Annotated in this window: 26 protein-coding genes; 17 read left to right on the top strand and 9 right to left on the bottom strand. The window is 66.9% G+C overall.

Annotated elements, in window-relative coordinates; genetic code table 11:
• Nucleotides 1-10: 10 nt before the first annotated feature.
• Complete coding sequence (locus tag ACSHZY_RS01415) at nt 11-1,657, bottom strand: electron transfer flavoprotein-ubiquinone oxidoreductase (RefSeq protein WP_435164402.1); 1,647 nt, start codon at nt 1,655-1,657, stop codon at nt 11-13.
• 239 nt (nt 1,658-1,896) lie between these two features.
• Between ACSHZY_RS01415 and greA the strand changes: the two genes are divergently transcribed.
• Nucleotides 1,897-2,367, top strand: a complete 471-nt coding sequence (greA, locus tag ACSHZY_RS01410) for a transcription elongation factor GreA (RefSeq protein ID WP_435164400.1) — start codon at nt 1,897-1,899, stop codon at nt 2,365-2,367.
• Nucleotides 2,368-2,374: 7 nt separating this feature from the next.
• A complete protein-coding gene (locus tag ACSHZY_RS01405; protein WP_435164398.1) occupies nt 2,375-3,238 on the top strand; it encodes a hypothetical protein in 864 nt (287 codons plus the stop codon).
• 10 nt (nt 3,239-3,248) lie between these two features.
• On the opposite strand, the gene ACSHZY_RS01400 is transcribed toward ACSHZY_RS01405, so the two are convergent.
• Entirely contained in the window at nt 3,249-3,848 is a 600-nt protein-coding gene (locus ACSHZY_RS01400; protein WP_435164397.1) for a GNAT family N-acetyltransferase, read from the bottom strand.
• Between the two features lie 80 nt (nt 3,849-3,928).
• Here ACSHZY_RS01400 and ACSHZY_RS01395 point away from each other — a divergent pair, with 80 nt between their 5' ends.
• Nucleotides 3,929-4,624: an AzlC family ABC transporter permease gene (locus tag ACSHZY_RS01395; RefSeq protein WP_435164395.1), complete on the top strand. Its 696-nt coding sequence runs from the start codon at nt 3,929-3,931 to the stop codon at nt 4,622-4,624.
• A complete protein-coding gene (locus ACSHZY_RS01390; protein WP_435165424.1) occupies nt 4,621-4,941 on the top strand; it encodes an AzlD domain-containing protein in 321 nt (106 codons plus the stop codon). Before ACSHZY_RS01395 ends, ACSHZY_RS01390 begins: the two co-directional genes overlap by 4 nt.
• Here ACSHZY_RS01390 and ACSHZY_RS01385 read toward each other — a convergent pair.
• Entirely contained in the window at nt 4,935-5,555 is a 621-nt protein-coding gene (locus tag ACSHZY_RS01385) for a hypothetical protein (protein ID WP_435164393.1), read from the bottom strand. The two genes, ACSHZY_RS01390 and ACSHZY_RS01385, sit on opposite strands and share 7 nt — an antisense overlap.
• Nucleotides 5,556-5,669: 114 nt before the next feature.
• Between ACSHZY_RS01385 and ACSHZY_RS01380 the strand changes: the two genes are divergently transcribed.
• Nucleotides 5,670-6,605 carry an L-threonylcarbamoyladenylate synthase gene (locus tag ACSHZY_RS01380; protein WP_435164392.1) on the top strand — a complete coding sequence of 312 codons (936 nt, stop codon included), beginning with the start codon at nt 5,670-5,672 and terminating at the stop codon, nt 6,603-6,605.
• A gap of 13 nt (nt 6,606-6,618) precedes the next feature.
• Here the strand turns inward: ACSHZY_RS01380 and ACSHZY_RS01375 are convergent, their stop codons facing one another.
• Nucleotides 6,619-7,443: a prephenate dehydratase gene (locus ACSHZY_RS01375; protein ID WP_435164390.1), complete on the bottom strand. Its 825-nt coding sequence runs from the start codon at nt 7,441-7,443 to the stop codon at nt 6,619-6,621.
• 86 nt (nt 7,444-7,529) lie between these two features.
• Between ACSHZY_RS01375 and ACSHZY_RS01370 the strand changes: the two genes are divergently transcribed.
• The 6 genes from ACSHZY_RS01370 (at nt 7,530) to ACSHZY_RS01345 (ending at nt 14,922) form a co-directional block, all read left to right on the top strand.
• Nucleotides 7,530-7,997 (top strand): c-type cytochrome, encoded by a 468-nt coding sequence (locus ACSHZY_RS01370; protein WP_435164388.1) that lies wholly within the window; start codon nt 7,530-7,532, stop codon nt 7,995-7,997.
• A gap of 88 nt (nt 7,998-8,085) precedes the next feature.
• Nucleotides 8,086-9,939 carry an extracellular solute-binding protein gene (locus tag ACSHZY_RS01365; RefSeq protein WP_435164386.1) on the top strand — a complete coding sequence of 618 codons (1,854 nt, stop codon included), beginning with the start codon at nt 8,086-8,088 and terminating at the stop codon, nt 9,937-9,939.
• Entirely contained in the window at nt 9,940-11,034 is a 1,095-nt protein-coding gene (locus ACSHZY_RS01360) for a microcin C ABC transporter permease YejB (RefSeq protein ID WP_435164384.1), read from the top strand.
• Nucleotides 11,031-12,134 (top strand): ABC transporter permease, encoded by a 1,104-nt coding sequence (locus ACSHZY_RS01355; RefSeq protein WP_435164382.1) that lies wholly within the window; start codon nt 11,031-11,033, stop codon nt 12,132-12,134. The genes ACSHZY_RS01360 and ACSHZY_RS01355 overlap by 4 nt, the downstream gene beginning before the upstream one ends.
• Nucleotides 12,131-13,705, top strand: coding sequence for an ABC transporter ATP-binding protein (locus tag ACSHZY_RS01350; RefSeq protein ID WP_435164381.1), 1,575 nt, complete (start codon nt 12,131-12,133; stop codon nt 13,703-13,705). The genes ACSHZY_RS01355 and ACSHZY_RS01350 overlap by 4 nt, the downstream gene beginning before the upstream one ends.
• A complete protein-coding gene (locus tag ACSHZY_RS01345; protein ID WP_435164379.1) occupies nt 13,702-14,922 on the top strand; it encodes a glycosyltransferase in 1,221 nt (406 codons plus the stop codon). Before ACSHZY_RS01350 ends, ACSHZY_RS01345 begins: the two co-directional genes overlap by 4 nt.
• Nucleotides 14,923-14,938: 16 nt before the next feature.
• Here ACSHZY_RS01345 and ACSHZY_RS01340 read toward each other — a convergent pair whose 3' ends face one another.
• Together ACSHZY_RS01340 and ACSHZY_RS01335 are read right to left on the bottom strand one after the other, a co-directional pair.
• Nucleotides 14,939-16,333 carry a D-alanyl-D-alanine carboxypeptidase family protein gene (locus ACSHZY_RS01340; RefSeq protein ID WP_435164377.1) on the bottom strand — a complete coding sequence of 465 codons (1,395 nt, stop codon included), beginning with the start codon at nt 16,331-16,333 and terminating at the stop codon, nt 14,939-14,941.
• 134 nt (nt 16,334-16,467) lie between these two features.
• Nucleotides 16,468-17,178 (bottom strand): HAD family hydrolase, encoded by a 711-nt coding sequence (locus ACSHZY_RS01335; RefSeq protein WP_435164375.1) that lies wholly within the window; start codon nt 17,176-17,178, stop codon nt 16,468-16,470.
• Between the two features lie 79 nt (nt 17,179-17,257).
• Between ACSHZY_RS01335 and clpS the strand changes: the two genes are divergently transcribed.
• Both clpS and ACSHZY_RS01325 read left to right on the top strand, forming a co-directional pair.
• A complete protein-coding gene (gene clpS, locus ACSHZY_RS01330; RefSeq protein WP_435164373.1) occupies nt 17,258-17,602 on the top strand; it encodes an ATP-dependent Clp protease adapter ClpS in 345 nt (114 codons plus the stop codon).
• The gene (locus ACSHZY_RS01325; RefSeq protein ID WP_435164371.1) at nt 17,603-18,565 is read left to right on the top strand and encodes a class I SAM-dependent methyltransferase; all 963 of its coding nucleotides are present in this window, start codon (nt 17,603-17,605) and stop codon (nt 18,563-18,565) included.
• Here the strand turns inward: ACSHZY_RS01325 and ACSHZY_RS01320 are convergent.
• Nucleotides 18,547-18,957: a hypothetical protein gene (locus tag ACSHZY_RS01320; protein ID WP_435164370.1), complete on the bottom strand. Its 411-nt coding sequence runs from the start codon at nt 18,955-18,957 to the stop codon at nt 18,547-18,549. The two genes, ACSHZY_RS01325 and ACSHZY_RS01320, sit on opposite strands and share 19 nt — an antisense overlap.
• A gap of 100 nt (nt 18,958-19,057) precedes the next feature.
• On the opposite strand from ACSHZY_RS01320, the gene hemF reads away from it, so the two are divergent.
• The gene (hemF, locus tag ACSHZY_RS01315) at nt 19,058-19,912 is read left to right on the top strand and encodes an oxygen-dependent coproporphyrinogen oxidase (protein WP_435164368.1); all 855 of its coding nucleotides are present in this window, start codon (nt 19,058-19,060) and stop codon (nt 19,910-19,912) included.
• Nucleotides 19,913-20,089: 177 nt separating this feature from the next.
• On the opposite strand, the gene ACSHZY_RS01310 is transcribed toward hemF, so the two are convergent.
• On the bottom strand, nt 20,090-22,480 hold the full coding sequence (locus tag ACSHZY_RS01310; protein WP_435164366.1) for a ligase-associated DNA damage response DEXH box helicase: 2,391 nt from the start codon (nt 22,478-22,480) through the stop codon (nt 20,090-20,092).
• 87 nt (nt 22,481-22,567) lie between these two features.
• Here ACSHZY_RS01310 and ACSHZY_RS01305 point away from each other — a divergent pair, with 87 nt between their 5' ends.
• The 3 genes from ACSHZY_RS01305 (at nt 22,568) to ACSHZY_RS01295 (ending at nt 25,952) form a co-directional block, all read left to right on the top strand.
• Nucleotides 22,568-23,380 (top strand): TIGR00282 family metallophosphoesterase, encoded by an 813-nt coding sequence (locus ACSHZY_RS01305; protein WP_435164364.1) that lies wholly within the window; start codon nt 22,568-22,570, stop codon nt 23,378-23,380.
• Nucleotides 23,373-25,145, top strand: a complete 1,773-nt coding sequence (locus tag ACSHZY_RS01300; protein ID WP_435164362.1) for an SLC13 family permease — start codon at nt 23,373-23,375, stop codon at nt 25,143-25,145. The genes ACSHZY_RS01305 and ACSHZY_RS01300 overlap by 8 nt, the downstream gene beginning before the upstream one ends.
• 63 nt (nt 25,146-25,208) lie before the next feature.
• Complete coding sequence (locus ACSHZY_RS01295; protein WP_435164360.1) at nt 25,209-25,952, top strand: YebC/PmpR family DNA-binding transcriptional regulator; 744 nt, start codon at nt 25,209-25,211, stop codon at nt 25,950-25,952.
• On the opposite strand, the gene ACSHZY_RS01290 is transcribed toward ACSHZY_RS01295, so the two are convergent.
• Entirely contained in the window at nt 25,949-26,134 is a 186-nt protein-coding gene (locus ACSHZY_RS01290; RefSeq protein WP_435164358.1) for a hypothetical protein, read from the bottom strand. The genes ACSHZY_RS01295 and ACSHZY_RS01290 overlap by 4 nt on opposite strands.
• Between the last annotated feature and the right edge of the window lie 37 nt (nt 26,135-26,171).

Raw genomic sequence — 26,171 nt, 5'->3', positions numbered from 1 at the left:
ACCCATACCCTCACATGTTCGGGTAGTTTGGTCCGTCGCCGCCCTGGGGCGTGGTCCATGTGATGTTCTGGGGCGGGTCCTTGATGTCGCAGGTCTTGCAGTGGACGCAGTTCTGGAAGTTGATGACAAAGCGGGGGCCGGCGGCGTCCTCCACCACCTCGTAGACGCCGGCGGGGCAGTAGCGCTGCGAGGGTTCGGCAAAGGTCGGCAGGGTGTAGGCGATGGGAACCGCCGGATCCTTCAGCTTCAGGTGACAGGGCTGGCTTTCCTCGTGATTGGTGAAGGAAAAGGCCACGTTGGTCAGCCGGTCGAAGGACAGGACGCCGTCGGGCTTGGGGTAATCGATCGGCCGGAAATCCGCGGCCTTGCCCGTGGCCGCCGCGTCCGTCTTGCCGTGGCCCAGCGTACCAAAGACCGAGAAGCCCAGCTTCTCGTTCGTCCACATGTCGATGCCGCCCAGCACCAGCGAGCCCTTGAGGCCGTAGCGCGACCACAACGGCTTGACGTTGCGGACCGTCTTGAGGTCCTTGCCGATCGCCCCGTCCCGCACCGCCGTGTCGTAATCGTCCAGCGTGTCGCCTTCCCGGCCCGCGGCGATGGCCGCCGCCGCCGCCTCGGCCGCCGCGATCCCTGACAGCATCGCGTTGTGGTTGCCCTTGATGCGCGGCAGGTTCACCATGCCCGCGCTGCACCCCAGAAGCGCCACGCCCGGCGCCACCAGCTTTGGCAGCGACTGCCAGCCGCCTTCGGTGATCGCCCGCGCGCCATAGGACACGCGCTTTCCGCCCTTCAACAGCTCGGCCACCATCGGGTGGTGCTTGAAGCGCTGGAACTCGGCATGGGGATAAAGATACGGGTTCTCGTACCCCAGATGGACCACGAAGCCGATCAGGATCTGGTTGTTCTCGGCGTGATAGATGAAGGAGCCGCCGCCGGCATTGTTGCCCAGGGGCCAGCCCAGCGTGTGCGTGACCGTGCCGATCCGGTGCTTGGCGGGGTCGATCTCCCAGATCTCCTTCATGCCGAGGCCGTATTTCTGCGGCTCGCCCACCTCCAGCCCGTGACGCGCGATGGCCTGCTGGGACAGCGATCCGCGCACGCCTTCGGCCAGCATCACGTATTTGCCGTGCAATTCCATTCCGGGTTCATAACCGGGGCCGGGGGTGCCGTCGGCGTTGCGGCCGAACTCGCCCGCCACGACGCCCTTCAGGCGGTCGCCTTCATGGACAAGGGCCGAGCACGCCATGCCGGGGAAGATTTCCACCCCCAGCCCCTCGGCCTGTTCGGCCAGCCAGCGGCAGACGTTGCCCATCGACACGATGTAGTTGCCGTGATTGTTCATCAGCTTCGGCATCGGGCCGTTGGGAAGGCGCGTCTGCCCGGTTTCGGTCAGGTAGAAGAAATCGTCCTCGGTCACGCCGACGGTGACAGGGGCGCCCTTGGCCTTCCAGTCCGGGATCAGCGCGTCCAAGCCCACCGGGTCCAGAACCGCGCCCGACAGGATGTGGGCACCGATCTCCGATCCCTTTTCCAGCAGGACGACCGAAAGGTCCGGGTTCATCTGCTTCAGGCGGATCGCCGCGGACAATCCGGCCGGACCGCCGCCCACGATGACGACATCGTATTCCATCGATTCGCGCGTGATCTCGTCGGTCATTCCGTCCTCCGGCTTGGGGGCGTCCCCGGGCTGAGTGCTGTATGTGGCGCAGGCGAGACGCACGGTCAACGTGACAATCCCCCCCGTTGCCCGTGAAAATGCGGGGCGATGGGACATGTTTCGCGCATGTCCGGGCAGGGTGCTTGCAATTCGCGCCCTGCTCTGTGCAGTCTGCCAGCGAAGAACCCAAGGTCACGGCTCCCTCGCGGACCGTGGCTTTGCTTTTACGGTAAAGGCCCATGGACAAGATCCCGATGACCCGCGCGGGGTTCAACGCGCTCGACCAAGAACTGAAGACGCTGAAAACGGTGGAGCGTCCTTCCGTGATCCGCGCCATCGCCGACGCGCGCGAACTGGGCGATCTGTCCGAAAACGCCGAATACCATTCCGCCCGCGAGAAGCAGAGCTTCATCGAGGGGCGCATCAAGGAGTTGGAAGGCACCTTGTCGCTGGCCGAGGTCATCGACCCGACCAAGCTGTCGGGCGCCATCAAGTTCGGCGCCACCGTGACGCTGGTGGACGAGGACACGGACGAGGAACGGACCTACCAGATCGTGGGCGAGGCCGAGGCCGACATCGAGAACGGGCTTCTGAACATGCGCTCGCCGCTGGCGCGAGCGCTGATCGGCAAGGACGAAGGCGACACGGTGGAGGTGAAGACCCCCGGCGGTGATCGCAGCTACGAGGTCGTTTCGATCCGATACATCTGAGGGCGGCATGGCAGACAATGACAGGCAAGGCTCTGGTGCGGGACGACCCGGCGCCGAGGGACCGTTGATCGAGATTGCGGGCGCGGCGGGCATCGTCCTGTGGCTGGGCGCCGTGATCGGCTGGTGGGTGTCGCAGCCCGAAGGGCAGGGGCCGGGCCTGTTCATGGCGCTTGTTCTGATCGGGGGGCCGCTGGCGCTGATGGTGGTGCTGATCTCCACCCTGCGGACGCTGCGCGATCTGCGCGCCGAGGCGGACCGCCTGCACGGTGCGCTGGCCGCCGCGCGGGCCGAGCCGAAGGGCATGACGCGCCCGACGACGGCACGGGCCGAAGCGCCGCGCGCGGTGCCGATGGCCGAAGCCCCGCAACCTGTCTATGAGGAGGAGGAGCCCGTCGCCTCGGAGCTGACGCTGGAGGATTACCTTCGCGCCCTGAACTTCCCTGATTCGCCCGACGATGCCGAAGGGATCGCCGCCCTTCAGGCCGTGCTGGACGATCCCGAAGCCGCGCGGCTGATCCGTTCCGCGCAGGACGTCCTGACCCTGCTGGCCGAGGATGGGCTGTTTGTGGACGATCTTGTGCCCGAACCGCCGCGCCCCGATCTGTGGCGCCGTTTCGCGGCTGGGGAACGGTCTCCCGCCACCTCGGCCATTGCCGCCATCCGCGACCGTGCCGCCCTTGGCACCGTGGCCGCGCGCCTGCGCGAGGATCAGATATTCCAGGACGCCGCGCATCACTTCCTGCGCAGCTTCGACCGCAGCCTGCCCGCCTTTGGCGAATACGCCACGGATGGGGAGCTGGCGGCGCTGGCGGAAACGCGCACCGCGCGGGCCTTCATGCTGGTGGCGCGGGCGGCCGGCTCGTTCGAATAGGGGCTGTTCGTCACCCCCGGTCTGGTGGTGACGCCGGTTCCGTGCGCACCATGGTGACGGTGGCGGCAAATCCGAAGAGCGCCGCCACCGAACGCACCCGATGCGTCCCGACCGCCCGGAAGCCCAGCCGTTCATACAGCCGCCGCGCGTCAAGGTTCGTGTCCACCACGTCCAGCCGGACCGCCTCGTATCCCTGATGACGCGCCTTGGCGCAGATCGCCTCGATCAGGGCGGTGCCGATGCCCCGGTCCCGTTCCCCGTCGGCCACGCAAAGGCCGTCGATCAGGAAACGTTCATTGTCGATGTCCTGCACCAGCAGGCCCAGGGCCTGTTGCCGCCAGAAGGCCCCGAAGGTGCCGTAGCTGGCCCGCATCACGCCCGCATCCGCCGCCACGAAGGCCCCGCGCGCCGTCTTGAAGCCGCAGATGCCCAGAAGCCGGTCCCCTTCTTCGGCTGCAAGCACGTGGTCGGGGCGAAGGGCGCGGCGCACGAAGTCCCGGCCCCGGTCGTCGGGGCCAAGGACGCGGCCCAGCTTTCCCCCGAACGCCTGCCAGTAAAGCTGTGCCGCGGCTGTCCGGTGCCGTTCGGGCAGTCCGTCGAGGATCTTCATCTGCGCCTCCCCCTGCCGCCGATTGCAATGGTTCTTTCAAGCGCCTATGCCAGCGGCATCCTTGCGTAAAGCGTGAACCTATGCCGCGCCGTTTCTTTCTGCTGGGCCTTCAGGCCTCTGCGCCCTTTCTGATCGTCATCGTGCCCTTCGCCCTTCTGTTCGGCGTCGTCGCGACCGAAGCCGGGCTGAACCTGGCGGAAACGATGGGCTTTTCCGTCCTGATGGTGGCGGGGGCCGCGCAGTTCGTCGCGCTGCAACTGTCGCAGGACAACACGCCCACGCTGATCATCCTGATCACGGCCCTGGCGGTGAACCTGCGCCTGATGATGTATTCGGCGGCGCTGGCCCCGCTGGTGGGGCAGGCCAGCCTTTGGCAGCGGATCGCCATCGCCTACACGCTGACGGATCAAAGCTTCGCGCTGACCGTGGACATGGCGGAGCGGGAGCCGCGCAGCTTGCCGGACATCCTGGCCTTCTATGCCGGGACGGCGGTGCCGACCCTGTTGCTGTGGTATGTCTTCACGCTGGTGGGGGCCGTTGCGGGGGCGGCCATTCCCGCCGCCTTCGCGCTGGATTTCGCGCTGCCGATCACCTTTCTGGCCATGCTGGCCCCGATGCTGCGGACGCTGGCGCATGTGGCGGCCTGCCTCACCTCCATCCTCGGGTCGCTTGCGTTGACGGGGGTGCCTTACGGGCTGGGGGTGCTGGTGGCGGCGATGCTGGCGATGGCGGTCGGTGCGCAGGTCGAAGCGTGGCAGAAGCGGGAGGCCGCGTGATGGACGACATCTGGACGCTGATCCTCGTGCTCGGTCTCGGCACGTTCCTTTTGCGCTTTTCGTTCCTGGGCCTGATGATGGGGCGGCAGTTTCCCCGCTGGGCGCGGCGGTGGCTGCGCTACACGCCGGTCGTGGTTCTGCCCGGGCTGGTGGCGCCCATGGTCCTGTGGCCGGACATCACGGGCGGAGAGATCGATCCCGCCCGTCTGGGGGCCGCCCTGATCACGGTGTTGCTGGGGGTCGTGACCCGCAGCACGATGTACGCGATCCTGGGCGGCGCGGCCATGTTGTACGGCCTTTTGTGGATGCTTCAGTAGGCGGCGACCTGTGCGCGGGGATCGCCAGGCTGCACCAGTTCCACGCCGTAATCCTTGCGGGCGGTGGCGTCGGTGATGCGCCGTTCCTGAACGCCCGGAACCTCAGCGAACTCTTTCCGCAGGTTCGCGGGGAACCACGTGCCGCCGACGGATTCAAAACCCGGCACCCCGTTCAGCATGGCCGAGATGGAATGCGCGCATTGCGCCTTGCCCACCGCGCCCCAGCCTTGGGCCCGCCGCGCGACCATGTCGGCCACTTCGCGGGACACGGGCACGGTCTGTTCGATCATGTCCCAGTTTTCGCGCGCGTGATAGTCGATGTAGAAGTCGACCATCTTGTCGTTCATGCCATAGACCACGTCGTTGCGTTCCGGCAGCTGCGGATGCGAGAAGGTGCCCGCCGGGTCGAACAGGATGCGCTGCGTGCCGTTGATCAGCAGGCCGGAATGCCCGCCGCGCCCGTTGCTGGGCCGCACCACGGTGAACAGCGTGATCGAGGGCGGGTCGTCGCTGTGGAAGGCGGCGCGCTGGACGGCGGCGTCGGGGGCCCATTTCGGCTCCGCGCAGGCCGCAAGGCTCAGCACGGCCAGAAGGCTCAGGAAGATGTTGCGCATGAAAGCTCCGGAAGGTCGGTCGCACTGGGGTGTAGCGCGCAAAGGGGGGGCTGTCACCCTTGCGGCACCACGGATGTGGAGGTAGCGAGGGAGGTGTGTTGCAAAGGCCATGATATGGACACCCGCCTGATCCTTCCCGACGACGCCGGCCTGAACGAGGCGGCCGCGATCCTGCGCGCGGGCGGGCTGGTCGGCTTCCCCTCGGAAACCGTCTATGGTCTGGGTGGAGATGCGCGCAGCGACCGCGCCGTGGCCCGCATCTACGAGGCGAAGGGCCGGCCCAGCTTCAACCCCCTGATCGTGCATCTTCCCGATACCTGCGCCGTGGCGCAATACGCCGTGCTGCCGCCGGACTTCGAACGGCTGGCCGGGTTCTGGCCAGGGCCGCTGACACTGGTGCTGCCCCTGCGGCCCGATGCGGGCCTGTCGCCCTTGGTGACGGCGGGTCTGGACAGCGTGGCCGTCCGGGTGCCGGCCCATCCGGTGGCACGTGGCCTGCTGCGAGCCTTCGGCGGGCCGATGGCAGGGCCGTCGGCCAACCCGTCCGGCCGCATCAGCCCGACGCGGGCGGAACATGTGCTGGACGGCCTTTCTGGCCGGATCGAGGCGGTGCTGGACGGCGGCCCCTGCGCCGTCGGGGTGGAATCGACGATCCTCGGGCTGGTGGGGAGGCCGCAGCTGCTGCGCCCCGGCGGCGTCCCGGCCGAGGCGCTGGAAGCCGTGCTGGGTCCGCTGGCCACAGGGGGCGATGCGGCCAAACCCTCGGCCCCTGGCCAGCTTCTGTCGCATTACGCGCCGCGCGGCCGGGTGCGGCTTAACACGCGGGCGCAAAGGGGTGAGATCGGGATCGGCTTCGGCCCGGGGCCCGAAACGCTGAACCTGTCCCCCTCCGCCGATCTGGTGGAGGCGGCGGCCAACCTGTTCCACCTGCTGCGGCAGGCCGACGCGCAGGCGGGGGAAGGCGGCACGATCGCCATCGCCGCCGTGCCCGAAAGGGGCTTGGGCCGCGCGATCAACGACCGTCTTCGCCGCGCGGCGGCCCCCCGCTGATCAGGCCCCGAACTCAGGATCGCCGGCGCGGATAGGTGCCGAGGATCGTGATGTTGGTGGTGAAATACGCCAGCTCGTCCAGCGCCAGCTTCACGTTCGCGTCGTCGGGATGGCCTTCGATGTCGGCATAGAATTCGGTCGCGACAAAGGCGCCGCCGACCATGTAGCTTTCCAGCTTCGTCATGTTGATGCCGTTCGTCGCGAACCCGCCCAGCGCCTTGTAAAGGGCGGCGGGAATGTTGCGCACGCGGAAGGTGAAGGTGGTGACCATGCGGTCGGCGCGGCGCGACAGGTCCGCCGTGCGCGCGCACAGAAGAAAGCGCGTGGTGTTGTCGGCGTTGTCCTCCACCCCGTCGGCAAGGATGTCGAGGCCGTAGATCTCCGCCGCAAGACGCGGGGCAAGGGCGGCGAGCGTCGGATCGTTGCGTTCCGCCACCACGCGGGCGGAACCCGCCGTGTCGGCGCCCGTCACGGTCGTGATGCCGTTCTGGCGCAGGAAGCCGCGCACCTGTCCCAGAAGGACCGCATGGCTCATGGCTTGGCGGACGCCGGACAGGGTCGCGCCGCGCGGACCCATCAGCGCCACCTCCACCCGCACGAAGGCTTCGTCGATGATCTTCAGGCCGGAATTGGGCAGAAGGGCGTGGATGTCCGCCACGCGGCCATAGGTGGAGTTTTCCACGGGCAGCATGGCCAGATCGGCCTCGCCGGAACGGCAGGCCTCGATCGCGTCCTCGAAGGTGGGACGGGGCAGCACCTCCATGTCGGGGCGCGCGTTGCGGCAGGCGGCGTGGGAATAGGCGCCAGGTTCCCCCTGGAAGGCGATGCGTGCGGTCATATGTCCCCCTTTTGCCTTGTTCGTATACCTTGCGAGGGAAGGGGGGAAGCCGCTACATCCCCCGGTATCGGTTGCAAGGGGGACGCATGATCCGGCTGATCGCGGCGGGGGCCGGAGCGCTTCTGGTCTATCTTGGCCTGAACCTCGTGGCCTCCGTTCTTTACGCGCCGCCGGTGGTGCCGCTGGCCTATGCCATCGCGCCCGTGGCCGAACCGCCACCCCCGCCCAGCGCGGTCCAGGTTCTGGCGCAGGGCGATGCCGCGCGCGGGCAGGACGTCTTCGGGCGCTGTCAGGCCTGTCACAGACTGAACGACACCAATGGCATCGGCCCGCATCTGGACGGGGTGGTGGGGCGCGCCAAGGCGTCGGTTCCCGGTTTCGCCTATTCCGGCGCGTTGCGGGCGATGTCCGGTCAAAGCTGGACGCCGGAGAACCTCGACGCCTTCCTGACCAACCCGCGCGGCTATGCCCCCGGCACGAAGATGGCCTTCGCGGGGCTGCCCGACGCGCAGGACCGCGCGGACCTGATCGCCTATCTGCAAACGCAGCCGTGAAAATTCCCCGCCGCGCCTCACACAATCGCAACTTGAGGGGGGCGCGGGCGAAGGATAGCATCCCCGGAACGCTTTGAAGGAGAACGGGATGATCTTGTCACGCCGGACGATGATGGGGGCCCTCGGCCTCTCGGGGTTCGCGATGGCGTATCCGGGCCTTCTTCCCGCGCCCGCCGGCGCGCAGGAACCCGTGGGTGATCCGTCGAAGATCCTCACGGCGCACGGTTTCTCCACCTTCGGCAACCTGAAATATCCCGCGGATTTCGCGCATCTGGATTACGTCAACCCGCAGGCCCCGAAGGGAGGGGAGATCTCCATCTGGGCCCAAGGCACCTTTGACAGCTTCAACCCCTATGCCCGCATCGGCCGCGCCCACGCCGTGTCGGTCCTGCCCTATGAAAGCCTTCTGGACTCGGTCGCGGACGAGGTGAGCGGGAGCTATGGCCTTGTGGCAGAACACCTGGAATATCCGGAAACGCAGGACTGGGTGATCTTCCACATGCGCCCCGAGGCGACGTTCTCGGACGGGACGCCCGTGACGGCCCATGATGTCGTGTTCAGCCACAACCTGCTGCTGGAACAGGGTCTGCCGTCCTATGCACAGGCGGTGAAGGCCCTGATCCCGCTGGCCGAGGCGCTGGACAATCACAGCGTGCGCTTCGTCTTTGCCGACGGGGTGCCGCGCAAGAACCTGATCAGCCAGGCGGGCGGCGTGCCGATCTGGTCGAAGGCCTGGTATGAAAAGACCGGCGCCCGGCTGGACGAAAGCCGGATGGACGTCTCGCCCGGGTCCGGCCCCTACATGCTGGACAGCTGGGACGTGAACCGCCGCATCGTGATGAAGCGCAACCCTGACTACTGGGGCCGCGACCTGCCCATCCGGCAGGGTCGCGCCAACTTCGACACCATCCGGGTGGAGTTCTTCGCCGACACCTCGGCCGCGTTCGAGGCGTTCAAGGCCGGGCAGTTCACGTTCCGGCAGGAAAACAGCTCCATCACCTGGGCGACGGGATACGACTTCCCGGCCCTGACGCGCGGCGACGTCGTGAAGGAGGAGTTGCCGAACGGCTCCCTCCCCCCCGCGACGGGGTTCGTGTTCAACCTGCGCCGCCCGCAGTTCCAGGACCGGCGGGTGCGGCAGGCGCTGTCGCTGATGTACAACTTCACCTGGACGAACGACACGCTGCAATACGGCCTGTTCCAGCAGCGCGAAAGCTTCTGGCAGAACAGCGATCTTCAAGCCCGCGGCGTGCCCGAAGGGCGGGAGTTGGCCTTCCTGCAGGAGGTGCGGGACCTTGTTCCGGCCGAGATCCTGACGGACGAGGTGACGGTGCCGCATACCTCGGGCGACCGTCAGCTGGACCGGCGCAACGTGCGCGCGGCGCTGGCGCTGATGCAGGACGCCGGCTGGACCCCCGACGCGACGGGCCAGCTGATGAAGGACGGCCAGGGGCTGGTGGTGGAGTTCCTGACGGGCGACCCGCAGATGGACCGCTACATCCTGCCCTATGTGGACAATCTGAAGGCGCTGGGCGTGAACGCCACCTATCGCCGCGTGGACCCCGCCCAATACACCAGCCGCGAACGTGGCTACGACTGGGACATGATCATGGACGGCTACTCCAACGGCCCCGAGGAAGGGACCGGGATGGAACAGCGCTACGGCACCGCCGCCAAGGATCAGGACTTCAACCCGGCGGGCTACGCCTCTCCGGCGGTGGACCACCTGATCCGCCGCGTGATCGAGGCGAAAAGCCAGGAGGACATGGCCGCCGCCGTGCGCGCCATCGATCGCATCCTGCGCTACGAGACGATCATGGTGCCCACCTGGTATCTGGGAAAGCACTGGGTCGCCTACTGGAAGGACTACGGCCGGCCCGAAAAGCTGCCCCCTTACGATCTGGGGCAGCTGGACTTCTGGTGGTCCACGAAGGCCACGTGAATGGGAGCCTACATCCTTCGCCGACTTCTTCTGATCGTGCCCGTCCTGTTCGGGATCATGGTCATCAACTTCGCGCTGGTGCAGTTCGTGCCGGGCGGACCGATCGAACAGATCATCGCGAACATGCAGGGGCAGGGGGACGTGCTTCAGGGCGTGTCCGGTGGCCAGCAGGATGCGGGGGTGACATCGGACGTCACCTCGGGGCTGACGGGCACGACCTATGTCGGATCGCGCGGCCTGCCGCCCGAATTCATCGCCCAGCTGGAAAAGGAGTTCGGCTTCGACAAGCCGCCCCTGGAGCGCTTCGTGATGATGATGGGCAACTACCTGCGGCTGGATTTCGGGGAAAGCTACTTCCGCTCCGTCTCGGTCGTGGATCTGGTGTTGGAAAAGATGCCGGTGTCGATCTCGCTGGGACTGTGGTCCACGCTGATCGCCTATCTTGTGTCGATCCCGCTGGGCATCCGCAAGGCCATGCGGGACGGATCGCGCTTCGACACCTGGACCTCGGCGCTGATCATCGTGGCTTATGCGATCCCGGGCTTCCTGTTCGCGATCCTGCTTCTGGTGATGTTCGCGGGGGGCAGCTACGTGCAGTGGTTCCCGATCCGCGGGCTGACCTCGGACAACTGGGAAAGCTTCGGCCTGCTGCACAAGATCGCGGACTACTTCTGGCACATCGCGCTGCCGGTGCTGGCCTCCACCATCGCGAGCTTTGCGACCCTGACGCTGCTGACCAAGAACAGCTTCCTGGACGAGATCAAGAAGCAATACGTGATGACCGCCCGCGCCAAGGGCCTGACGGAAACGCGCGTGCTGTATGGCCACGTCTTCCGCAACGCGATGCTGATCGTGGTGGCAGGCTTCCCGGCCGTCTTCGTCAGCGTTTTCTTCGGCGGCAGCCTCATCATCGAGACGATCTTCTCCCTCGACGGATTGGGGCGTCTGGCTTATGAATCGGCGGTCGGGCGCGATTATCCGGTCGTGTTCGGGACACTGTTCATGTTCAGCCTGATCGGGTTGGTGGTGAACCTGATCTCGGACCTCATGTATGTCTGGATCGACCCCCGCATCGATTTCGGGAGCCGCGGATGACCCCCCTGAACCAGCGCCGCTGGCGCAATTTCCGGGCCAACGGGCGGGCCTTCTGGTCCTTGTGGATCTTCGTCGTGCTGTTCGGCCTGTCGCTGATGGCGGAGGTGGTGGCCAACGACAAGCCGCTGCTGATCAGCTATCGCGGCGACTGGATGACGCCGGTCACGACCTTCTATCCCGAAACCGCCTTCAACGGCGACTTCCGGACCGAAGCCGACTACAACGCCCCCGAGGTGCAGTGCCTGATCGCGACCGGCGGATCGGACTTGTGCCTTGACGATCCCGAAACCTACAAGGCCGAGGCCGAGGAGCATGGCACCGTCGACGGGCAGCCCGTGCAGGCGGGCTGGATGCTGTGGCCGCCAATCCCTTACAGCTATGACACGGTGAACAACCTGAACGGGGCCGCCCCTTCGGCGCCGGACGCGCAGCACTGGCTGGGCACCGACGACACGGCGCGCGACGTGCTGGCGCGCGTGATCTATGGCTTCCGCCTGTCGGTGGCCTTCGCGCTGATCGTGACGTTCCTCACCTCGGTTATCGGGATCGCGGCGGGGGCGGTGCAGGGCTTCTTCGGGGGCTGGGTGGATCTGTTCTTCCAGCGCGTGATCGAACTCTGGTCCTCCACCCCCATGCTGTATGTCATCATCATCGTGGGGGCGATCTGGCAGATGGGGTTCTGGCTGCTGGTGGTCCTGTCGGTGCTGTTCGGATGGACGGCGCTGGTGGGCGTGGTGCGGGCCGAATTCCTGCGGGCGCGCAACTTCGAATACGTGCGGGCCGCGCGGGCGCTGGGCGTCGGCAACGCGCGGATCATGTTCCGCCACGTGCTGCCCAACGCCATGGTCGCCACGGTCACGATGCTGCCCTTCATCATCGCGGGCGCCATCGGCAGCCTTGCGGCGCTGGACTTCCTCGGCTTCGGGCTCCCGTCCTCCGCCCCCTCGCTGGGAGAGCTGACGTTGCAGGCCAAGCAGAACCTTCAGGCGCCGTGGCTGGGCTTCACCGCCTTCTTCACCTTCGCCCTGATGCTGTCGCTTCTCGTCTTCATCTTCGAAGGCGTGCGCGACGCCTATGACCCCAGAAAGACCTTCAAATGACCGTGCTGGAGGTGTCCGACCTGAACATCCGCTTCCACCAGGAAGGGGCCACGCATCACGCGGTGCGCGGCGTGTCCTTCTGCGTGGAAAAGGGGGAAACCGTGGCGCTGGTGGGCGAAAGCGGGTCGGGCAAGTCCGTGACGGCCTTGTCCACCGTGTCCCTGCTGGGCGATGCGGCCGCCGTCACGGGGTCCATCCGCTATCAGGGGCGCGAGATGGTGGGCGCGCCGGAGCGGGAGCTGCGGGCCGTGCGCGGCAACGACATCAGCTTCATCTTCCAAGAGCCGATGACCTCTCTCAACCCCCTCCACACGATCGAACGGCAGTTGGCCGAAAGCATCGCCCTGCATCAGGGGCTGCGCGGGGCGGCGGTGCGGGCGCGGGTGCTGGACCTGCTGGACAAGGTGGGCATCCGCGACGCCGAAAGCCGGCTGGGCGCCTATCCGCACCAATTGTCAGGTGGGCAGCGGCAGCGGGTGATGATCGCGATGGCGCTGGCCAACGGGCCGGAGCTGCTGATCGCGGACGAACCCACCACCGCGCTGGACGTGACCATCCAGGCGCAGATCCTGGAACTGCTGGCCGACCTGAAGGCGCGGGAGGGGCTGAGCCTTCTGTTCATCACCCATGATCTGGGCGTCGTGCGCCGCATCGCCGACCGTGTCTGCGTCATGCAGAACGGCGTGATCGTCGAGCAGGGGCGCACCGCCGACATCTTCGCCAACCCGCAGCACCCCTACACGCAAAAGCTGCTGGGGGCCGAACCCAAGGGCGTGCCCGATCCCGTGGCCTCTGACGCGCCCGAAATCCTGCACACGAACGATCTGCGGGTGTGGTTCCCGATCCATGGCGGCTTCCTGCGGCGGGTGACGGGCCATGTGAAGGCGGTGAACGCGGCCACCCTGTCCGTCCGCGCCGGGGAGACTTTGGGCGTGGTGGGAGAGTCGGGGTCGGGCAAGACCACGCTGGCGCTGGCCGTGCTGCGCCTGATCGACAGCGAAGGTCCCATCGTCTTCATTGGCCGCGACGTGCAGGGGGAGCGGGGGCGCGCCCTGCGGGACCTGCGGCGCGACATGCAGGTGGTGTTCCAGGACCCCTTCGGCAGCCTGTCCCCCCGCATGACGGTGGAGGAGATCATCGCCGAAGGCCTGGGCGTCCACGGCACCGATGGCAACCCCCGCAACCTGGTGGCGCAGATCATGGCGGAAGTCGGCCTCGATCCCGCGACGATGTCGCGCTATCCGCACGAATTCTCGGGCGGGCAGCGCCAGCGCATCGCCATCGCCCGCGCCATGATCCTGCGCCCGAAGCTTGTGGTGCTGGACGAACCGACCTCCGCCCTCGACATGACCGTGCAGGTGCAGATCGTCGATCTGTTGCGCCGGTTGCAGCGGAAATACGGGCTGGCCTATCTGTTCATCAGCCACGATCTGCGGGTCGTGCGGGCGCTGTCGCACCGCATCATGGTCATGCGCAACGGCGACGTGGTGGAGGCGGGGGAGGCGGCACAGGTCTTCGCCAATCCGCGATCGGACTACACGAAGGCTTTGTTGAAGGCGGCGCTGTCATGAAGATCCTGTTCGTGCATCAGAACTATCCGGGGCAGTTCCTGCACCTGGCGCCGGCGCTGGCCGCGCGCGGCCACGACATCCGCGTTCTGACGGACGCGCGCAACCCGCGCGACGCGGGCTTTCCCCGAACCTCCTACACCTTCAAGGCGGAACCGGTCGATGCGGGTGCGACGCGCCTGGGCCGCAACTTCACCACCCACAGCGACCGGGGGGTGATCGCGGCCCGCGCGGCCCGGAAGATGCGGGCGGAGGGGTATGTGCCCGATGTCATCTTCGGCCATTCCGGCTGGGGGGAAACGTTGTTCCTGAAGTCCGTCTGGCCCGAGGCGCGGCTGATCGTTTACGCCGAATTCTACTACAACGGCGTGGGTCAGGACGTGGGCTTCGACACGGAATGGAACAAGGCCGGATTCGATCAGGTGATGATCGCCCAAGGACGCGCCGCGCATCTGGGGCAGGCGCTTCTGCACGCCGATGGAGGCCTGTCGCCGACGCAATGGCAGGCGGACACCCATCCCCCCGCCCTGCGCCGCATGATCGAGGTGATCCATGACGGCGTCGACACCGCCCGCATGGCGCCCGATCCGGACGCGGTGGTGACGCTGCCCGACGGACCCACCTTGCGCGCGGGGGATGAGGTTCTGACGCTGGTGAACCGCAACCTCGAACCCTATCGCGGGTATCACATCTTCATGCGGGCCTTGCCCGAGATCATGAAGGCGCGCCCGGAGGCGCAGGTGGTGATCGTGGGCGCCGACGGCGTCAGCTATGGCCGCGCGCCGGAAACGGGAACCTGGCGCAACCTGATCCTGGACGAGGTGCGCGATCGCATCGACCTGTCGCGCGTGCATTTCACCGGCCATGTGACCTATCCCGTGTTCCGCAGCCTGATGCAGGTCACGCGGGCGCATGCCTATCTGACCTATCCCTTCGTGCTGTCCTGGTCGATGCTGGAGGCGATGTCGGCGGGGGCGCTGGTCGTCGGGTCCGACACCGCCCCGGTGCGGGAGGTGATCCGCGACGGTGAAAATGGGCTGATCGTCGATTTCTTCGACGTGCCGCGCTGGGCCGAGGTGTTGACCGAGGCGCTGGCCGAGCCGGAACGTTTCGCCCATCTGCGGGCGGCGGCGCGGCGGACGGTGCAGGAGCGTTACGATCTGCACGGCCTTTGCCTGCCGCGCATGATCGCCTTCGTGGAAAACCAAAGGCCGGGCTGAAGCCCGGCCTTTCGCGTTACGGTCCGATCTCGAAGCATTCCTGCGACCTGGCCCTCAGCCGTCGGCAGGCAAGGCTGGCCTGATCTTCGGACAGGCCCATGATGTTCGCGTCATACCCGTCCGCCCGCTTCACGATCTTGCGCAGCCCTTCGTTCAGCGAGGCGCTTTCGGTCAGGGCGATCTGCGTCATGGCCCGGTCGGCGGCATAGCTGGAATTGAAGCGCCCCACGTTCACCCCCCAGTGACGCCCGCCCGAGGTGGAAACCATCGTCACCACCTCCTGCGGTTGGGGTTCGGCGATCTTTTCGGCGATGACCTCGAAGGGCAGGGGTTCGGCGGCGGCGGCCGCGACGGCCGCGTTGATCGACGCCGTGTCCGTGGCGGGCAGCGCGGCCGAGGCGACCTGGACAGTGCCTTCGTCAACCGCACCCGCCATGCCCGGCCGCAGGCGCGGGCGCAGGGAGCTGGCCATCGTGGTGGCCTCCGACGTGGCCGGTGCTGCGGGCGAAGGTGCCGTGGCCTGCGGCGCGCTGGCGACCAGCGGCGCGGAGGTGCCCGAATAATTCGGCGCGGGGGGCGGGATGATCGGCGCGTTGGACGGGGCCTTCTGGAAAGCCATGTCCAGCAGCTTCGTCATTTTGGCGTTCCGGTCGGCGGTGGAGGTGCCGCCCATGACCGTCGCGATGATCCGGACGTTGCCGCGCAGGGCCGAGGCCGTCAGGTTGAAGCCCGCCGCCGAGGTGTAGCCCGTCTTGATCCCGTCCGCACCTTCATAGGCATCAAGGAAGCGGCGGTTGGTGCTGGCCACGGTGGCCATGCCCGCATCCGTGGTGCGCCGCGAGAAGAGGTTGTAATATTGCGGGAAGTCGAAGAACAGGTGCCGCCCCAGCGTCGAAAGGTCGTGGGCCGAGGCGAGGTGGCCCGCCCGCGTCAGGCCGTTCGCGTTCTTGAAGGTGGAGTTCGGCATGCCCAGCGCCCGCGCCGTGCGCGTCATCATCTGGGCAAAGGCTTCCTCGTTCCCGCCCAGGGCGTCGCCGATGGCCGAGGCCGCGTCATTGGCCGATTTCACGGCTGCCGCGCGGATGAGGTAGCGCAGGGCGATCTTCTGCCCGGCGCGCAGGCCCAGACGCGACGGCGGCTGCGAGGCCGCGTTCTTGGACACCGTGACCAGCGTGTCCAGCGTGACCTTGCCCTGCTGGATGGACTGGAACGCGATGTACAGCGTCATCATCTTGGTCAGGGACGCCGGGTTCAGTGGCGTCTCGGCGTTTTGCGAATAAAGTGTCTCACCGGTGCGCGCGTCCATGACGTAGGCGGCGTAAGGCGCGGCGCGCGCCATGCCGGCCAGCCCAATGGCCACCCATGCGGCGAGAAGCGTGATACGGACACACTGCCCCAGAAGCGAAGTCATCGCCTGTCCCTTGTCTGTTCCTGCCTTGGACGCCCCTTTCATTGATCGAAGGGGCTTTGTCCAGGAAACGGTAACACAGGGCCGCCCCTGTCGGAACCCTTATTCCTCTGGCATTTTCGTGACGTCGCGTGCGGTCAAGATGATGTGCCCGCCGTGTCCAGCGTCGCAAGAAGTGCCGGAAGTCCGCCCAGATCGGTCAATTCGTGAAAGCAGGGTCCCGCTTCGGGCGGGTCGGCGTGGTCCAGCGCCCAGACGGGCCCGTGGGGCACATGCACGCCATGGCCACCCGCCGCCAGCATCGGCAGCACGTCGGAGTTGAGGGAGTTTCCGACCATGATTCCCCGCTCCGCCCCGTCCCCATGACGCGCGAACAGGCGGGCGTACACGGCCGGCGTCTTGTCCGACACGATCTCCACCGCGTGGAACAGATCGCCGAGGCCCGAGGCCGCCAACTTGCGTTCCTGGTCCAGAAGGTCGCCCTTGGTGATCAGAATCACCTTGTGGGTCCGGGCCGCCGCCTCCACCGCCGCGCGGGCATAGGGCAGAAGTTCGACGGGATGGGCCAGCATCTCGCGCCCGGCGGCCAGGATCTTGGCGATGACGCCGGCGGGGATGCGGGCTTCCGTCACCTCGATCGCGGTTTCGATCATGGACAGGGTGAATCCCTTCACCCCGAAGCCGTAGCGGCCAAGGTTGCGGCGCTCCGCCTCCAGCAACCGGTCGTGCAGGTGGTCCGCCGGGGCATGGTCCGCCAGCAGTTCGGCAAAGCGGTCCTGCGTCAGCCGGAAGAAGCTTTCATTGCGCCACAGCGTGTCATCCGCGTCAAAGCCGATGGTCGTCAGCATGTGTCCCCCTTTTTCCCGGCCGCTGAATGGGCTATATTCCATTCCATCCCCCTCCGTGAACCGTCAAGGGCCCGCTTTCATGGCAATCACTCCGCTTTTCATGGCCGGATCGCCCAATCAGCCGGGCGACGACGCTTCGATCCTGACGAAGACCAAGCCGAAGACGCAGCGCCCGCCGCTGTACAAGGTGCTGCTTTTGAACGACGACTACACGCCGATGGAATTCGTGGTCCACGTGCTGGAACGTTTCTTCGGCCTGTCGCACGCCCAGTCGTTCGAGATCATGCTGACGGTCCACAAGAAGGGCCTCGCGGTCGTGGGCGTGTTCAGCCATGAGGTGGCGGAAACCAAGGTGGCGCAGGTGATGGATTTCGCCCGCCGCCACCAGCACCCGCTGCAATGCACGATGGAAAAGGAAGAATAAGTGCGATCAGCCCGACTGGAGCTTGCCCTTGGCAGTCTGGACCTGCCGGAAGGGCGGATCGCCGTTCTGCGCCCGCGTATTGGAGATGACCTGACCGCCCTGCCGAAAGAGCGGGTGACCGTCGTAACGGGCTTCAAGCCGGATCACGACCATTTCGCGGCCCAGGGCTGGCAGGTCGCCACCGACTGTCCCGAAGATGCGATAACCGTGATCGTCTGCCTGCCGCGCGCCAAGGCCCACGCCCATGCGATGCTGGAACGTGCGTCGCGCGCCGAACTGGCCGTGGTGGACGGGCAGAAGACGGACGGCGTCGATTCGATCCTGAAGGACCTGCGCAAGCGGGGCGAGGTGTCGGAGCCGGTGGTGAAGGCGCATGGCAAGCTGTTCACCTTCCGCGCCGATCTGTCGGACTGGGCCGCCCGCCCAACCATGGTGGAGGGGTTCCAGACGCTTCCCGGTGTCTTTTCCGCCGATGGCCCTGATCGCGGATCGGTTCTGCTGGCGCAGGCACTGCCCGCCCTGAAAGGCCGGGTTCTGGATCTGGGCGCGGGATGGGGCTTTCTGGCCCGCGCCGCGCTGGAAAAGGGCGCTAGGCAGGTGGACCTGGTGGAGGCGGAGGCCGACGCGCTGGCCTGCGCCCGGATGAACGTTCCGGACGAACGCGCGCGGTTCCACTGGGCGGACGCCACGACGTTCCGGCCCGACCAGCTGGGCCATCACGTCATCTGCAACCCGCCCTTCCATGTGGCCCGCGACGCCGATCCGCGGCTCGGCATGGCCTTCGTTCTGGCGGCGGCAGGAATGCTGGTGCCGGACGGGACGCTGTGGCTGGTTGCCAATCGCCACTTGCCGTACCGCGAGGTTCTGGATGCCCGCTTCCGCAAGGTGGAGGAGATTGCCGGAGACAGCGCCTTCCGCGTGATCCGTGCCGACGGTCCGATCCGTCAGCGCGTGGCGGGATAGGTCGCCGCGCATTGCGCCACGGCCGTGTTGGCCGTGCGCGCAAGGCTGGCCCGCTTGTCGCGCAGGCTTTTCAGCGTCGCCGCTTCTTCGTTCAGGTTGACGGCGACGGCGCGTTCCCGCGTCTCGATCTCGTCGTCCCAGCACATGCGGGGGGCGCCGCGCACGATGTCGCCCTTGCGGGTGCGCACGGGGTACCAGCCGCATTGCCGCCAAGTGGGGCGCGTCACCTGATACTGTTCCACGCCATAACCGCGGGACAAGGTCGCCTCGCTTTGCACGATCAGGCGGTCGACCACGCGCAGGTTGCGGGTCGCTTCGGAAACACAGCGTTCGCGGGGGGTGGCGCAGGCGGCAAGGGCCGCCATCAGGGGCAAGACGAACAGGGCTTTCATCGGATCCTCCACTGCGACGAAATATAGCGTGGGCACGTGGCGCTTCCAATGGTCCTTGAAGGGCGTTCCTGCTACGAATCCGGTCCAAGGAGTGCTTGCCATGGACGAATTCAAGACCCGCGCCTCGGACTGGTTCAACCAGCTTCGCGACACCATCACCGCCGCCTTCGAAGCGGCGGAGGACTCGACCACCTCCTCCGCGCCTGCCGGCCGGTTCGAGGTGACGCCGACCACCCGCGCCGAGGGCGGTGGCGGAGGCCGGATGAGCGTTATGCGCGGCGGCCGCCTGTTCGAGAAGGTTGGCGTCAACATCTCCACAGTGCACGGGACACTGTCGGCGGGGGCGGCCAAGGCCATGGCCTCGCGCGGGGTGCCGGGGATCGAAAGCGATCCGCGCTTCTGGGCCTCGGGCGTCAGCCTTGTGGCGCATATGCAGAACCCGCATTGTCCGGCCGTCCACATGAACACCCGCATGTTCTGGACGCCGAATGCTTGGTGGTTCGGGGGCGGGTCGGACCTGAACCCCTGCATCGAATACGATCAGGACACGGCCCAGTTCCACGACACGCTGCGCGCGGGCTGCGACCGGCACGACCGCAGCTACTATCCCCGCTTCAAGGCCTGGGCGGACGAGTATTTCTTCATCCCCCACCGCAAGCGCGCGCGGGGCGTGGGCGGCATCTTCTATGACGACCTGAACACCGGCGACTGGGAGGCGGATTTCGCCTTCACGCAAGAGGTGGGGCGGACCTTCCTTCTGGCCTTCCTGCCGCTGGTCGACCGCCGCCGCGACACGCCCTTCAACGAAAGCGACCGCGAAACGCAGCTGATCCATCGCGGGCTGTATGCGGAATACAACCTCGTCTATGATCGGGGGACGAAATTCGGCCTGGAATCCGGCCACGACCCCAACGCCGTGCTGATGAGCCTGCCGCCCCTGGCCCGCTGGCCCTGATCCGGCGGAAAGGCGCCCTGATCGGGCGCCTTCGAGTCTTTCATGGCGCTTCATCGCCGCCCGGCTGCGTTCCGGCAGGGTGAAGCTGGACACTCTCCCGGCCAACGGGAGCGTCCCTGCCGTCAGGGGCATGCGGTTCTGGAACGGCTGGTGACCGAGAGGGATCATCGGCATCACTTACAAAGTGGACAAACCGGACTCCGCCATCAGGCGTTCGGCCTCCGCCTCCATCAGGCGTTCGCGGCCCGCGCCCGCCACGGGGACGCGTCCGCGTTCCAGCATCAGGGGCGCGGCCAAGGGCGTGACGCGGTCGCGGCGGATCATGTCGATCTGGCCGTGGACGCGGGTCAGCATCTCCTCGATCCGGCCGAAATCCACCAGCCCGCGCTCCGCCTCCTCGCGCGTGACCTGAAGCATCAGGTGATCGGGGTCGTAGCGGCGCAGCGTGTCGTAGAGGATGTCGGACGAGAACGTCGCCTGCCGCCCGGACTTGCGCCGCCCCTGATGCGTACGCTCGATCAGTCCCGCGATCACGGCGGAGTTCCGGAAGGTCCGCTTCATCACGGCGTTGCCGTGCAGCCACGTTTCCAGCCCCTCGCGCAGGTCGGTCGGGTCGAACAAGGGGGCGGGATCGGTCACCTGCTCCAGCCCCCAGATCAGGACGGCGTAATCGGTGGCAACAAAGCCCAGGGGGGCAAGGCCCGCCACCTCCATCCGCCGCGTCAGCAAAAGGCCCAGCGTCTGCATCGCGTGCCGGCCGGCAAAGCCGTAGACGCACATGTACTCGCGGCCCGCATCGGGGAACGTTTCGATCAGCAGGCGGTGTTCCGTGGGGAGGCGCGACACCTCTTGCTGCAGGGTCAGCCATTCGACGGTGTGGCGGGGCAGGGCGCGGAAGTCGCCCGTTTCGAACATCTGCAGGATGCGGTGCGTCAGCAGGACCGAGGTCGGGGCCTTTACCCCGCCATACATCGCCACCCGTGGCTCTTTCGCGGGGGAGCGTGTCACCTCCACCGTCAGCTCGTTCAGACCTTCGTAGCGGACGATCTGGCCCGCCAGAAGGAAGGTATCGTTCTTGGTCAGGCTGGCGGCGAACATCTCCTCCACCTCGCCCAAGGGGGCGCCGCCGCGACCCTTGAAGCGGACCTTCAGCTTGTCCGTGTCCACGATGGTGCCAAGGTTCTGGCGGATCACCAGCGCGGATCGGGGATCGCGCAGTTGCCATTTGCCCTCCCGCTCCATCAGCCGGCGCCAGCGGTCATAGGCGGCCAGGGCGTAGCCCCCCGTCGCGCAGAAATCGAGGCAGTCGTCGAACTCCGCCCGCGTCAGGCCGGCATAGGGGCCGGCGGTGCGCACCTCCGCGAACAGGGTGTCCGCCTTGAACGGGCCGGCGCAGGCGGTGGCGAGGATGTGCTGGCAGAGCACGTCGCGAGGTCCGCGCCCGCGCGGCTCCCCGTCCAGATCATGGGCCTTCACCGCTTGCAGGGCGGCCACGCATTCCACCACCTCGAACCGGTTGGCGGGGATCAGCAGCGCTTTCGACGGCGCGTTGTAGCGGTGGTTCGCCCGCCCGATCCGCTGCACCAGCCGCTTGACGTTCTTGGGCGCGCCGACCTGGATCACCAGATCGACATCGCCCCAGTCGATGCCAAGGTCCAGCGATCCGGTGCAGACGATGGCGCGCAGGGCGCCCGCCGCCATCGCCGCCTCCACCCGCTGGCGCTGTTCGCGCGACAGCGATCCGTGGTGGATGCCGATGGGCAGCGACTCTTCGTTGGCCAGCCACAGGTCGTGGAAGAACAACTCCGCCTGCGCGCGGGTGTTGTGGAAGATCAGGGTGGTGTTGTGGCGCTTCACCTCGGCCAGCACGTCGGGGATGGCGTAGCGGCCGCCCTCGCCGGCCCAGGGGGGGCTGCGTTCGGTGTCCATCATGCGGATGTCGGGATCGGGGCCGGGATCGGCGTGCAGGATCCGGCAGCCCGTGGGGCTGAGGAAACGGGCCAGCGCAGGCGGATCCTCCACCGTGGCCGACAGCCCGACGCGCCGCAGGCCGGGGGCCAGCGTCTGCAACCGCGACAGGCCCAGCATCAGCTGGTCGCCCCGCTTGCCTTCGGCCAAGGCATGGATCTCGTCCACGATCACGCGTTGCAGGCCCGCGAAGATGCGCGGCGCGTCCTCATAGCTCAGCAGCAGGGCCAGGCTTTCCGGTGTGGTAAGCAGGATCTGGGGAGGGTCGGCCCGCTGGCGGCGGCGGGCGCTGTAACTGGTGTCGCCGGTCCGATCCTCCACCCGGATGTCCAGCTTCGCCCCTTCGATGGGCGCTGTCAGGTTGCGCCGGATGTCCGCCGCCAAGGCCTTCAGCGGCGAGATGTAGAGCGTGTGGAGCCCCTTGTGGCCCGCCGCCTCGGCCAGCGTGGGCAGAAAGCCGGACAGCGTCTTGCCCCCGCCCGTTGGGGCGATCAGCAGGGTGGCGGGTTCGGCCGCCACGTCCAGCATCGCCTGCTGGTGCGGGTGCAGCGCCCATCCGCGCAGGGAAATCCAGTCTGACAGCGATCGGGGCAAATCCATCCGACATAGATAGGTCTGCCTGTGCGTGGCGGAAAGACAGCAAGAATGTTCTTGCCTGCCAAGTCCCTCGCCCCTAACGCTTTGCGCATGAAGATACTGTTTCTGGGCGATGTGATGGGGCGGGCAGGGCGGACGGCGATAGCCGAGCGCTTGCCGAAACTGCGGGCGGATCTGGGCGCGGATTTCGTGATCGTGAACGGCGAGAATGCCAGCGGCGGCATGGGCCTGACGGGGGGGCATGCGAAGCTGATCCTCGATTCCGGCGCCGACTGCGTGACGCTGGGCGATCACGCCTTCGACCAGAAGGACATGCTCCAGTTCATCGAGAACGAGCCGCGCGTGATCCGGCCCCTGAACTTTTCCAAGATGGCGCCGGGCAAGGGCGCGCGGGTGTTCACCGCCACCGGCGGCCGCAAGGTGCTGGTGGCGCAGGTGCTGGGGCAGGTGTTCATGAAGCGGCCGTTTGACGATCCCTTCTCGGCCATCGACGCGGCGCTGAAGACGCATGGCGGCGCCGTGCAGGCCAGCGTCGTCGACATGCATTGCGAGGCGACGAGCGAGAAGATGGCCATGGGCCATTGGTGCGACGGACGCGCCAGCCTTGTGGTCGGCACGCACACCCACATTCCCACGGCCGACGCGCAGATCCTTCCCGGCGGCACGGCCTTTCAGTCCGACGCCGGCATGTGCGGCGATTACGACAGCGTCATCGGCATGCAGAAGCTGGAGCCGCTGCGCCGCTTCATCACCGGCATGCCGAAGGAACGGTTCGAGCCGGCCAACGGCCCCGCCACGCTGTCCGGCGTGTTCGTGCAGACCGACGACCGCACCGGCAAGGCCCTGTCCGTCACGATGATCCGCACCGGCGGCCGTCTGCAGGAGTCGCTTCCGCATGCTTGAGCTTTCCACCTCGGTGATGCCCTGGGTCGCGCTGGCAATCCTGTTCGGCATGCTGGTCCTGTTCATCATGGAAACCTTCCCGGTGGAGGTGACGGCCATCGGCGGCGCGGCGCTGATGATGATCCTCGGCATCCTGCCGATGGAGGCGGCGGAGGGCATCCTGTCGAACAACGCCCCTTGGACCATCGCGCTGATGTTCATCGTGGTGGGCGCGCTGGTGCGGACTGGCACGCTGGACAGCATCACGCATCTGGCCAACACGTGGGTCCTGACCCATCCCGCCCGCACGGTGGGCCTTCTGGGGATCGGCATCGTCGTTCTGTCGGCCTTCGTGAACAACACGCCCATCGTCGTCGTCTTCCTGCCCGTGTTCATGCAGCTGGCCAACACGATGAAGGTGGCGCCGTCGAAACTGCTGATCCCGCTGTCCTATCTGTCGATCATGGGGGGCACGCTGACGTTGGTCGGCACCTCCACCAATCTTGTCGTGGACGGGGTGGCGCGGCAGGCGGGACTGGAACCCTTCGGTATCTTCGAGATCACGCCCGTGGGCATCCCGATCGCGATCGCCGGGCTGATCTATCTTGGCCTGTTCGGCCGCTGGCTTCTGCCCTCGCGCGAATCGATGAGTTCGATGCTGGGCAACCGCACGAAGATGAAGTTCTTCACCGAGGTGGCCATCGCCCATGACAGCGCCCTCGTCGGCACCCCGGTGCTGGAGGCGGACCTGTTCAAGCGCAACGGTGTGCGGGTGATCGACGTGCTGCGGGGCGACGTGTCGCTGCGCCGCGACCTGTCCGGGATCGTGCTGTCGCCGGGGGACCGCGTGGTGCTGCGCACGCCCTTGCAGGAACTGCTCAGCTTCCAGGACCACAAGGACCTGACGTCGGTGGACAAGCTGTCCTCGGTCCAGACCTCCACGGTGGAGGTGCTGATCACCCCCGGCTGCCGCCTGATCGGCCGCCGGCTGGGCGAGATGCGCCTGCGCCGCCGTTACGGCGTCTACGTGCTGGCCGCGCACCGCCGCAACCAGAACATCGGGCGGCAACTGGACGATCTGGTGGTGGCCGTGGGCGACACGCTTTTGCTGGAAGGGCGGATGGAGGACATCCAGCGTCTGGCGTCCGACATGGACATGGTGGACCTGACCCATCCGGTCGAACGCCCGTTCCGGCGCAAGCGCGCCCCCATCGTGATCGCGGTGCTGACGGGCATCATCGTGCTGTCCTCGCTCGACATCGCCCCGATCGAAATTCTGGCCTTCATCGGGGTCGCCATCGTATTGCTGACCCGCTGCATCGACGCAGACGAGGCGTTCGCCTCCATCGACGGGCGGCTTCTGGGAATGCTGTTCGGCATGATCGCCGTGGGCGCGGGCCTTGAACATTCCGGCGCGGTGGAGCTGATCGTGGGGTATGCCCAACCCTACATGGGCGATCTGCCCGGCTGGGCGCTGATCTTCTGCGTCTATGCCCTGACCTCGCTGTTGACCGAGCTTTTGTCCAACAACGCGGTGGCCGTGGTGATCACGCCGGTGGCCATCGCGCTGGCGCAGGGCCTTGGGGTCGATCCGCGGCCGATCCTGATCGCGGTGATGCTGGGGGCGTCCTTCGGCTTTGCCACGCCCATCGGGTATCAGTGCAACCTGCTGGTCTATGGTCCGGGTGGTTACACCTTCGGGGACTTCCTGCGCATCGGCATTCCGCTGAACGTCCTGATGGGGGTGGTGGCGGCCATCGTGATCCCCTTGCTTTACGGGCTCTAGGGCTTGCGGGGGGCGGCCCCCGCTGGCATATGGAAACCGGATTTCACGGACGGAGACGGGGATATGGCAGGCCATTCCAAATGGGCAAACATCCAGCACCGGAAGGGCAAGCAGGACAAGTTGCGCTCCAAGATGTTCTCGAAGCTGGCGAAGGAGATCACCGTCGCCGCCAAGATGGGCGATCCCGATCCCGACAAGAACCCGCGCCTGCGCCTGGCCGTGAAGGCCGCGAAGTCCGTCTCCATGCCCAAGGACGTGATCGACCGCGCGATCAAGAAGTCGCAGGGTGGCGACGCCGAGGATTACACGGAACTGCGCTATGAAGGCTACGGCCCGAACGGCATCGCGGTGATCGTGGAAACCATGACCGACAACGTGAACCGCACGGCGTCCAACGTCCGCAGCTATTTCACGAAGAACGGCGGCAACCTTGGCACGACGGGGTCGGTGTCCTTCATGTTCGACCGGGTGGGGGAGATCACCTATCCCGCGTCGGCCGGCGACGCCGACACGGTGATGATGGCCGCGCTGGAAGCGGGGGCCGAGGATGTGGAGTCGGACGAGGACGGCCACTGGATCTATTGCCCGATGGACGATCTGGCCGCCGTGTCCGACGCGCTGGAAGCGTCCTTGGGCGAGGCGGACGAGGCCAAGCTGATCTGGAAACCCCAGACCCGCACCCAGGTCGATCTGGACACGGCCCGCACGCTGATGAAGCTGATCGACACGCTGGAAGAGGACGATGACGTGCAGAACGTCACCGCCAACTTCGACATTCCCGAAGATGTGGCCGCGCAGCTGGACTAGACCAGCACCTCGTTCCAGGGGTGGAGGGGGATCTCCTCCACCTCGATCGACCGGGGAAGATCGGGCATCAGCCGCGCCAGGACGGGGCGTGCCGCCCGTTCCGCCAGCCATTCCCCTACAAACCACGCGTCCATCTGCGGGCTCCAGACCCATACGTCCGTCTCGTTCAACATGTGCGGCATTCTGCCGGTCCTTTTCCTGAAGATGGCGCGTGATAGT

The organism is Falsirhodobacter sp. 1013, assembly GCF_051195255.1.
Classification (GTDB): domain Bacteria; phylum Pseudomonadota; class Alphaproteobacteria; order Rhodobacterales; family Rhodobacteraceae; genus Falsirhodobacter.
Note: the sequence above shows the minus strand (reverse complement) of the source record. Positions and strands in the feature narration are given on the sequence as shown.